This window comes from Aurantimonas sp. NFXS3 (genome assembly GCF_049132005.1).
GTDB classification, from domain to species: domain Bacteria; phylum Pseudomonadota; class Alphaproteobacteria; order Rhizobiales; family Rhizobiaceae; genus Aurantimonas; species Aurantimonas coralicida.
In genome coordinates, this window is the sequence record NZ_JAGDDZ010000011.1 from 28063 (window position 1) to 38997 (window position 10935).

Here is a 10935-nt window from a genome sequence, read left to right on the forward strand (position 1 = left end):
AAGCCCGACTCTACTGAATCATGTCAGCACGAAATCCGCCAGTTTCCGGAGGCGTCCAGCTGTCAGACCGCAAACGGCCCGAAATCGCGATAGTGTGCACCCCCAACTCGCTACCATCGCTGGTCCCGACCGGGCTTTCAGTCGAGCGGTATTATGTCCCCGAAGAAGTCCTCGTCGGTAGCCGCTCGAATTAGGCAGGCGGCGAGTCCCTGACGCTTATCGCGTTGCATCGAGGCATCCACAATACAGGTTGCAGGCAAGCCCACCCACCGGTCATATGCGCTATCGGACCAAAGTCTGATTTTTATCCATACTTTGGTCTCTGATTCTCGCGACCAAAGTAGATGAAAATCGTCGGACCTTCTTCCATATCGCTGAGTTTAGAGCAGGAAGAATATTGCGAAAGGTCGGCGCGGCGGAGTAGAAAATCCGCTTTACCAAAGTGTGCGCCCGCCAAGAGCATAGAAGATGCTCGCAGGTGTTTTTTCTTATTTCCTATAACGTGCAGGCCCAAAGCATAGGTTTATGCTCTTGGCTGTCCCGTCAATATTTTGCTTTGATCGCGCGTGCATCAGCCGCGTATCGGGAGTTGGAACCATGGCCGCTTTCACAATCAATCAAGCTGATCTCTCGTTTATCCTCTATCAGATCAAAGTGGCGGAAGCTCACGCGGCCGGTATCCCGCTCACGGAACTTCGCGTGACACCGGAAGGCAACCTGATTTCCGATCGTCTCGAGTATCACGCTGACACCGGCGTATATCTCGGCGATCCTGCAACTCCCAAGGCTATTCCGGATCCGCATGTGCCAGTCGGCTTGCGTACCGTGGATGGAAGCAGCAACAACATCTTGCCCGGTCGCGAAAGTTGGGGCGCAGCCGACCAGCCGATGCCGCGCCTCCTGATCCCACGCTATAACAATGATGCCGATGGCGACAGTTTCGACCCTGACGGTCCCTTCGGTCCCGCGCCAAGCGTTACGAATACCAACTACAACAACAGCGGCAGCGTCGCCGATGCCGATCCACGCATTATCTCAAATCTGGTGGTAGACCAGTCGTTTGGCAATCCAGCCGCAATTATCGCGGCATTGACGTTCGCTGGCTCCGAAGACGTCATGGGCGACCTGCAGCGATTGATTGAAGCTCGCGTGACACCAGAAGCGGCGGATGCTGCGGTCATCATGGCGGATGATGCACTGGCAGCGGCGTACCTTGCGCTAGACGAGGCCGTGAATGCCTATGTTGCCGGAAATCCAGACAGTATCGACGCTATCCAGGTCGCGGCTGAAGCGGTAACTTTCGCCGAAGCGGCGCTCGAACATGCGACCGCTGTCGCTGAGGACCCGGCCGCGGCGTTCCTGGCGGTGGCTGCCGAGCTAGGGCTGGAAGTGACCAACGGCTCGCTGGTTATCCCCAACGTCGCTGCTGACGAAGGCCTTTCGGCGCCGTTCAACGCTTGGATGACGTTCTTTGGCCAGTTCTTTGACCACGGTCTCGACCTCATCACTAAGGGCGGCAACGGCACAATCTATGTTCCGTTGCAGCACGACGATCCGCTCTTCGACAAGGGCGCGGATGGGATCGCCGGAACGGCCGACGACGGCCACGCCAACTTCATGGTGCTGACGCGAGCCACAAACGTGGACGGTACACAGGTCAACACAACGACGCCATTTGTCGACCAGAACCAGACCTACACGTCGCATTCGTCACACCAGGTCTTCCTACGCGAGTACCAGACCGTCGGCGGCCGAACAGTTTCAACCGGCAATCTTCTGGACGGCGCCAATGGGGGGCTACCAACTTGGTCCGACATCAAAGTGCAGGCGGCGAGTATGCTTGGCATCCAATTGACGGACGCCGACGTGTTCAACGTCCCGTTGCTGCGCACCGACCCTTATGGCAATTTCATTCCGAATCCGACGACGGGCTATGCGCAAGTCATCGTCAATATCGGTCCGGATGGCATACCGAACACCCTTGATGATGTTGTCGTCAGCGGCACCAGTGTTAGCCCGTTGAACATTGCCGCCTTGAATAGCGGCATGGGTCCGGTTCGCACAAATCATGCTTTCCTGGATGACATTGCGCACAACGCAGTTCCCGTCATCGTCAACGGTGTATTGGTTCCCGACGGGGACGGCGATACGGGCAATGCTGTCGCTTTCAATCCGCAAAACGGTCGAAACCTGGAATACGACAACGAGCTGCTCGACCGCCACTTCATCACCGGAGACGGTCGCGGCAACGAGAATATCGGCCTCACCGCAGTTCATCACATTTTCCACTCGGAACACAATCGTCAGGTCGATTCGCAGAAGCTGACGATTCTGCAAAGCGGCGATCTTGCCTTCGTGAACGAGTGGTTCGCCGGCGACATCGACGGTGTGACCCTCGCGGCTTTTAACGCTGGCTACGCTACGGCGCCCAACAAGGGTGCCTACCTCGCCGAAAACGCTTTGTTCCATAGCGGAGACTGGGACGGCGAGCGTCTGTTCCAAGCGGCTCGCTTCGCCACGGAGATGCAGTACCAGCATCTCGTGTTTGAGGAGTTCGCCCGCAAGATCCAGCCAAATATCGACGTATTCGTCTTCAACTCGGTCACCGATGTCGACCCGGCGATCTTCTCTGAGTTCGCTAACACGGTCTATCGGTTCGGTCATTCCATGCTGACCGAGAGCATGCCGCGGCTGTTCGCGGACGGCTCAGCGGATGACATGGGTCTGATTGCTTCATTCCTTAATCCGGTCGCCTTCGACCTGGACGGGACCGTCCATGCCGATGTCGGGGCTGGCGCTATCGTGCGGGGCATGACTATCGAACGGGGCAACGAGATCGACGAGTTCGTCGTCGGCGCACTGCGAAACAGCCTGCTGGGCCTGCCGCTCGACTTGGCAGCGATCAATATTGCCCGAGGCCGCGATACCGGCGTCCCGACGCTGAACGACGCCCGCGGACAACTCTATGCGGCCAGTGGCTCGAGTTTCCTCAAGCCCTACGACCACTGGGCCGATTTCGCGGCGAACCTCAAGAACCCGGCTTCGATCGTGAACTTCATTGCTGCCTATGGCATGCATCAGTCCATCACCACTGCGACGACGCTTGAGGCCAAGCGGGATGCGGCGATGGAACTGGTGTTCGGTCTCGACCAGAATGGCGACAATTCGGTTCCTGTCGATCGGATCGCCTTCCTAACCGGAACAGACTACGGCGGCGACACCGATCCCCTTAAGGATTGGGCGGGGCGTGAGACCGGGCTCAACCTGGTGGATCTCTGGATCGGCGGCCTCGCCGAAAAGAAAATGCCCTTCGGCGGCATGCTCGGCTCGACCTTCAATGCGATCTTCGAGCTGCAACTCGAGAACCTGCAGGATGGCGATCGGTTCTACTACCTGACCCGAACTCAGGGTCAGAACATGCTGAACGCGCTGGAGCAGAACGCCTTCGCCAAGATGATCTTGGCCAACACGGACCTCGCCGATCCCGGCGCGGACGGCATCCGCGGAACCGCCGACGATATCGTGTCGCGCCATATCGGTATTGATGCCTTTGCCACCTATGATCACGTCCTCGAGGTCAACGTCCTCAATCAGGTCGACTATGATCCAGATAACCTTAGTGCGTCCGGGAGGGATCCTACTGGTAACGATCCGTTCCTGGAGGCCATGGGTCTCGGCAAGGTCGTACGTGTCGATCCGACCGGACAAGTCACTCAAAACTACATCCGCGTCTTTGGCGGCGAGCACACGGTCATAGGGGGCACAAACGGCAACGACACCATTATCGCCGACTTCGGTGACGATGCCATCTGGGGCGACGCGGGCGACGACCGCATTGAGGCTGGTGCTGGCGTTGATCTCGTCAATGGCGGTGCGGGCAACGACATCATCACCGACTCCGGTGACTCGGGTGACTTCTTGAAGGGTGACGAAGGCGACGACGTCATCGCCAACTCGAACGGACTCGACATTTTGATGGGCGGTTCCGGCAAGGACGTGTTCTTCGTCGGCGTCGATGCGACCGAAGTGTTTGGCGGTGAAGGAGACGATTTCATCCTCGGTGGGGACGATGCCGACTTCCTGCTCGGCAATGAAGGTGACGACTGGATTGAGGGAGGCGGCGGCTTCGACACCACGGCCGGCGATAATTCGGAGTTGTTCTTCAACTCTGCCATCAAAGGCCACGACGTAATGTTCGCCGGCAATGACGAACATGATTTCGACGCCGAATCCGGCGACGACATCATGGTCCAGGGCGAAAGCGTCATGCGCAACGAGGGCATGTTCGGCTTCGACTGGTCAATCTTCAAGGGTGTTTCCTTCGGGGCGAATGCCGATCTACGCGTGCCGATCTTCACGACGGAGCAGGCCGACATTCTGCGCAATCGTTTCGACAAGGTCGAAGCGCTTTCGGGCTGGAACCATGACGATATTCTGCGCGGCGACGACCGTGTCCGGAATCTGGACGGCGCCACGACTGTCGGCACCGCCGAAGGCGTTTTCTTCCAAGACGAACTCACCCAAGCCGGTGTCGATAGGATCGACGGGTTGCGGAACTTGCTAGGCAATCTGATCGATGATGCCTTGCCAGGAGATCGCGAAGCGCAGATCGCTTTTGACGGTGGCAACATTCTCCTTGGCGGCGGTGGCAGCGATCTCCTCCAAGGGAATGGTGGTGATGACGTCCTGGACGGCGATGCCTGGCTGAACGTGCGCATCCGCATCACCGGAAAAGATCAAAGCGGGCAGGGAACCGAGGACACCGCAGCTAACCAGATAGCCTCAGTTGATAGCCTGAGACACGTGTTCACGGCTCTGGATGCCGGTGATCCGAGCTGGGTCGGCAAGAGCCTGTTCGAGCTGATGATTTCCCGGACAATAGTGCCCAGCCAAATGCACATCGTTCGTGAGATCATTGTGGATAATGGCGTCGGCGATGTTGATGTCGCGGTCTTCAACGACGTGCGCGCAAATTACACGATTGCGTATAATGACGACGGCACTGTAACGGTCACGCAGAACGCCGTGACCGTTGGCGCCATCGATCCGCTGACCGGACGCAACCTCGTCTCGGATGGCACCGACACACTGCGCAATATCGAGCGGCTTCGCTTTTCGGACGTTGAAATCAACGTCAACGCACCGGCGACTGGCGCGCTTGGGGTTAGCGACCTGACGCCGACCGAGGGGCAGTCGCTGTCCGTCACCAACCTTGCCTCAATAATTGACCCGGACGGACTTGGCGCGTTCTCCTATCAATGGCAACAATCCGCGAACGGCACGACCTGGACGAACATTGCAGGCGCCACTGCCGCTGCATTCACCCCTCAGGATCTCCCCTCGATCTTGGCTGGGGCTCAACTCGGCCTTCAGCTCCGGGTGGCGGTCACTTTTACAGATGGTGGCGGAACCGTGGAAACCCTGTTCTCGCAGCCGACCGGACCGACCGGCGCGAACTGGGATGGCATCGCCCTCGGCAACAACACCTTCAACGGCACGGCAGGCGACGACATCGCTGACGGCGTCAGCCCGTTCCTGGGTTTCATCGGCGGCAACGACACACTGAACGGCAACGCCGGCAACGACATCCTTTCCGGCGATGGCGGCAACGACACGCTGAACGGCGGCGCGGGCAACGACACGCTTAACGGCGGCGGGGGCACCGACACGGCGGTCTTTGCGGGCGATGTGGGCAACTTCAACTTTGCCCAGTCCGGTGCCAACATCATCGTGACGGATCTGACCGGGGCGGAGGGCGTCGATACGCTCAACAGCATTGAGACGCTCCGTTTCGCCGGCACCAATTACACGTTCGTCCAAGGCACCGCCGCCAACAACACGAACCTCAATGGCGTCAATGGCGCAGCCGGCTCCCAGATCGTTTTCGGCTGGGCCGGCACCGATAGCATCAACGGTGGTGTGGGCAACGACATCCTCGTCGGTGGCGCCGGCAACGACACGCTCAACGGCAATGCCGGCAACGACACCTTCCTGTGGCGTGTCGGCGACGGGCGCGACATCATCAACGGCGACACTGCAGCTGCAAACATCGCGGGAACGACGGATACGGTCCACATCGCAGGGGACGGGACTGCCGAGCAGTATACGATACATTCACGCGACGCGTGGCTCGCGATCGGCGGAAATCTGACCAGTCAGATCAATGGGAACACCGAGATCGTCATCACGCGCAACGGGACCGACACTACTTCGGTCGTCGCCGAACTCAACAACATCGAGGAGATCGTGATCAATGGTCACGGCGGCGGCGATACGTTCACGACCAACGGAACGTTCGCCGGCACCAGCCTGTCGACCAGCACGATCACCATCAATGGCGGCGCTGGCAACGACACCGTCGACATCTCAGGTCTGCTGTCCGCGCACCGCATCGTCTTCCGCTCCAACGGCGGCGACGACACGATCGTCGGCACGCTGCGTCCACAAGATGTGATCGAGCTGACGCCCGGCACCAAGCTCGCCGACTATGTGCCGAGCGACAATGGCGACGGCACTACCACTTACTCTGACGGCACAAACTCGATCACCTTCGCTACTGCCGGCACGCCTGTCATCCAGGACACCCAGCCGCGCTTGGTTAATGACGAGGGCGTCTCCGGCGCCTTCGAGTACTCGCAGAGCGACATTGCCGGCCTCAAGGCCCTGGTCAACGGGCTGCAGCCTGGACAGACTGGTGACGATGGAGTGCCGACGGGTTTCCGCGAACTCAGCGGCTACAACAACAACGAAGCCAACGCCGGCTGGGGCGCTGCCGACCAGTCCTTCATCCGCATCACCAACTCGCATTACGGCGCCCCGGATACGGACGGCAACCGGGCGATCAACCCGATCTTCCAGGGGCTCGACCCGCGCACCATCTCCAACATCCTCGGTGACCAGGAGGCGGGCCTGCCGAAGGCCGGAAACGACGCCAACATCTTCTTCATGTCAATGGGCCAGTACATCGATCATGGGTTGGACTTCCTGCCCAAGGGCGGCAACGGCACGATCGCGATCGGCGGCCCCGGCGGCGGCGACCCGTTCTCCGGCAATCCGGCGGACCTGACGCGCGGCACGGTCATCGGCTTCGACGCCGACGGCAATCCGCTGCACAAGAACCAGACGTCTCCCTATGTCGACCAGAACCAAGCCTATGGCTCGAACAGTCTGGTCGGCCAGTTCCTCCGCGAAAGCGATGGCAATCAGGGCCACGGCATGCGGCTGTTCTCGGGTGCGCCGGATCCGTCGAATCCGGAATTCAACCTGCTGCCGACGCTGCGCGAGCTGATCCAGCATCATTGGTACGCAGATACGATCTTCACCGACCCCGGCTTGCCGGGCGGCCAGATCGGCTTCCGGGCCTACTACACCAACTACGCGATCGACGCGGAAACCACCGGAACGCTCTTCAATGACGAGGCAGGAGCCTTCGATCCGGGGGTTGTCAGCAAGGTGATCTCGAACTTTATGGGGTCCGGCCACCCACTGCTGCTAGACGCCAACCCCTTCATCAACGTGCTTGACCATTACGTGGCAGGCGACGGACGGGCGAACGAGAATTACGGGCTGACGGCCATCCACACGATCTGGGCCCGTAACCACAATCATCACGTGGATGGTCTGCTGGCCGCCGGCTTCGAAGGAACGCCTGAAGAAGTCTTCCAAGCCGCAAAAATGATCAACGAGGCCGAGTACCAGCGGGTGGTGTTCGACGAGTATCTCGAGACGCTGCTGGGCGGGCTGCGCAGTGAGGGCACACACGGCTTCGAGGAATACGACCCCAATGCGAATGCTGCGATCTCACACGAGTTCGCTGCCGCGGCCTTCCGCTTCGGCCACTCGTTGATCGGGCAGAAGCTGACGGTGATCGACGCCGACGGGAATCCGGTCGAGGTCAACCTGTTCGATGCCTTCCTCAACCCGAGCAATGCCGCGGGCGTGTTCAACGGGCCGCTGCCTCCGGGATACGTTCCGCAGCCGGGATATGCCCAGCATGGCGTCAGCGCCATAGTCGGTGGGCAGGTTCGCCAGCCCTCCGAGGACGTGGACTTCAACATCGTTGACGCGGTCCGCAACGACCTGGTTCGCATCAGTGCTGATCTGTTCGCTTTCAACGTGGCCCGAGGCTGGGACGTCGGTCTCGGCACGCTCAACCAGATCCGGATGGATCTGGCCGCGTCGACCGATCCTTATGTCAGCGAGGCGGTGGGCTTTGCCGGTGGCGATCTTTCGGCCTACACGTCCTGGGCGGATTTCCAGACGCGAAACGGGCTCAGCAATGCCGTCATCGCGCAGTTCATGGAAGCCTATCCGGACCTGGTGCTCGCGGCGGAGGACTTCGACGCGTTCAAGGCGATCAATCCGGACATCGCCATCGCTTTGCAGTCGGACGGCACAGGCATCGTGAAGGGGATCGACCGCGTCGACTTCTGGGTCGGTGGCCTTGCCGAGAAGCACATCAATGACGGCATCGTCGGCCAGACCTTCTGGGTGGTGCTAAGCGAGCAGTTCGAGCGCCTGCAAGATGCGGATCGCTTCTACTACATCTCGCGCTTCGACGACTTTGATTTCTATGAGAACTTCATCGACGGCCAAGAGTTTGCCGACATCGTCGCCCGAAATACCGGCATGACTGACCTGCCGGAGCACATGTTCCGGACCGACGACGAAGACGATGCCGACGACAACGCCGTGGAGGACAACGACGATGACGATGACACCGTCGACGATGATGACACCGTCGACGATGACGACACCGTCGATGACGACGACACGGTCGACGACGACGATACGGTCGGCGGCGACGACGACGGTGACACGGTCGACGACGATGACGATACGCCGACACCCCCACCGGTGCCGTCGGTTGTGGCAGGTCTGGTGCTGACGGGGACGGCAGCGGCGGACGTGATGATGGGCAGTGCCGAGGCCGACGTCTTCAGCGGCGGCGACGGCGACGACATTCTCCTTGGCGGCCTCGGCGACGACACGCTGATGGGCGGAGCGGGCAGCGACCTGATCAAGGGAGACGCCGGCCGCGACATGATCTTCGGCGGCGCTGGCGAAGATGTCCTGCTCGGCGGTGCCGGCAACGACATGATCTTCGGCGATGCTGGCGACGACCGGATGTTCGGCGACGACGGCGACGACATGCTGGAAGGCGGTGGCGGCTCCGACACGGTCTATGGCGGGGCGGGCAACGACCGCTTCATTGCCCGCCAGGGTGACGGCGACGACATCTACTGGGGCGATGCGGGCAACGATACGCTGGACTATGCCGCGATCACGGCAAATCTAAAGGTCGATCTTGGCAACGGCACGATGCAGCATGGCAGCGTCTTCAGCAGCCAGAGCGGTTACGACGCCATCTTCGGGTTCGAGAACGTCATCGGCGGTGCGGGCAATGACGAGATCATCGCCAGCTCGGTGGTGAACGTCATGGATGGCGGTGGCGGTAACGACACCTTCGTCTTCCGAACGGCGGCCGATGCCGATGGTGATTGGATCAACGGCTTCGCTAGTGGTGACAAGATCGATCTGAGCGGCATGGCAAGTCCAGGTGGCTTCACCCTAGCTACAACGTCGCTCACCGGCGCCGGCCAGGTGCTTGTCACGCATCTGACGGGGGATGACGGGGAAGCCCTCACCCGGATCCAAGGCAATGTGTCCGATGGAGCCGGGGCCGACTTCACCCTCGATGTCGCGGGTCGTCACCTGACCCAGTCGGACTTCATCGGCGTCGCCTGATGAGCGCTCGGCGGGGGCGTCAGCTCCCGCCACCTCAGCTTTCCGATCATCGCTTCCATTCAAGGGGACGGCTCTCATGGGCACTCAACGACGCCGCCAGCGCCCCAATCCGACGACCATGTCGGAGCGCATCGGCAACTATCGCGGTCTGGCAATCTTCCTGCTCCTCCTCTCGGGGGTGATCAATGTCCTCGCCCTGACCGGTGCCTTCTACATGCTGCAGATCTACGATCGTGCACTGACCAGCGGCAGCGTTCCAACGCTGGTGGCGTTGTCGGTCCTGGCGATTGGCCTGTATCTCTTCCAGGGCATGTTCGACGTGCTGCGTTCCCAAATTCTGGTGCGGTTTGGTGCTCGCATGGACGCCAGGCTGGCTCCGATCACCCACCAGGTCGTGATCGAGATGCCGCGCTACGGGTACTCGACGTCAGAGGCGCTGGAGCGCGGTCGCGACGTTGATACGGTACGCGGCTTCGTTGCCAGCCAGGCACCGATCGCACTGTTTGATCTGCCGTGGATGCCGCTGTTCATCGGTTTCGTCTACCTGCTGCATCCGATGCTGGGTCTCTTGACCATCGGCGGTGCCATCGTTCTCATCGCGTTGACCGTCATCACCGAGGTCCTGACCAAACGCAGCAGCACGGAGATGAACCGTGCCGCGGTGCAGCGCGCCAACCTTGCCGATTCCCATGCTCGCAACGCCGATATCCTGCGAGCAATGGGCTTTGGCGGTCGGGCTGTTGCACGGTTCGAGGAGGCCAATGCCCGCCATCTCGATCTGCAGACCCAGACCAGCGACATCAGCGGCTCGTTCAGTGGCCTGTCGAAAGTGCTGCGCATGATGCTGCAATCGGCGCTTCTGGGCCTTGGCGCGTATCTGACGATCCAGGGCGAGCTCACAGCTGGTGCGATCATCGCCTGCTCGGTAGCTTCCGCCCGGGCTCTGGCGCCGGTGGACCTGGCTATCGGCAACTGGAAAGGCGTCGTTGCCGCCCGTCGCAGCTTTGCGAGACTGAAGGAAACGCTGGCGGCCATGGATGACGATTCCCGTCTCCTCGACCTGCCGGCCCCAACCCAGTCCCTGAAGCTTGAGAATGCAACCGTGGTCGCTCCCAGCACCGGCACTGTACTGCTCAGCGATGTCAGCTTCGAGCTCAAGGCCGGACAGGCGCTGGGTCTGATCGGGCC

Annotated in this window: 2 protein-coding genes; both read left to right on the forward strand. The window is 60.6% G+C overall.

All coding sequences use genetic code 11. The features are described 5' to 3' along the window. Nucleotides 1–597 precede the first annotated feature (597 nt). The gene (locus J3367_RS20565) at nt 598–9747 is read left to right on the forward strand and encodes a peroxidase family protein (protein ID WP_421462496.1); all 9150 of its coding nucleotides are present in this window, start codon (nt 598–600) and stop codon (nt 9745–9747) included. Nucleotides 9748–9823: 76 nt separating this feature from the next. Beyond that, nucleotides 9824–10935 (forward strand): type I secretion system permease/ATPase (locus tag J3367_RS20570; RefSeq protein WP_421462498.1); only part of this gene is annotated, 1112 nt, incomplete at its 3' end.

Coding starts and splice junctions, on each gene's coding strand:
- J3367_RS20565 (WP_421462496.1), top strand. CDS start 598: ATGGCCGCTTTCACAATCAATCAAGCTGATCTCTCGTTTATCCTCTAT.